A 597-nucleotide genomic window follows, 5' to 3' on the forward strand; every position below is an offset into this window, starting at 1 on the left:
GCGTTCACTCTGGCGCACAGATATCGATCAAGGGCAAAGCAGGTTTTTCTGTTTTGCCAGAATGGTCGCGCGCCAGAGATTGCATGTTGTCAGGTATAGGTCGCGGGAGAAGCTGATGAGTCGATTGATTAAGGAATTAAAATTTTTTGCCCGGCAAGGCGGCGGCAGCCATAAAACTTGTCATGATCGCATTCGGATTGCTGGACGCTTGGGCGCGTTGTTATTGAGCCTGAATATTCAGGTTAAAAGCCTTAATAATTTGAAAGCCAAGCATGTGGAACAGTACGTTGATGCCCGTTTATCTCAGGGGATTGCCAAACGAACAGTGCAAAATGAAATGGCGGCGCTGCGTAATATCTTTCGCATGGCAGGCCGAGAAAAACTGGAGACCTCGCCGCGTTTGAGTAATCAGGCATTGGGATTAAGCGGCACCAGCCGCGCCGGAACGAAACAAGCTATCCCTGATGCCACGTTTCAGGTTGTTTATCAGAAAGCACGTGAACGTGATGCCGGATTTGCCGTCACACTGACACTTGCCCGATTGTTGGGGTTACGTTCTCAGGAAGCGGTGCAATGCAGTGCTTCATTGAAAAGCTG

Annotated in this window: 1 protein-coding gene; it reads left to right on the forward strand. The window is 49.6% G+C overall.

The features are described from left to right. Window positions 1-115: 115 nt before the first annotated feature. Window positions 116-597: phage integrase N-terminal domain-containing protein (locus Xedl_RS20010; protein ID WP_158024428.1), on the forward strand; the 482-nt coding region annotated here is incomplete at its 3' end.

It is taken from the genome of Xenorhabdus eapokensis, assembly GCF_001908105.1.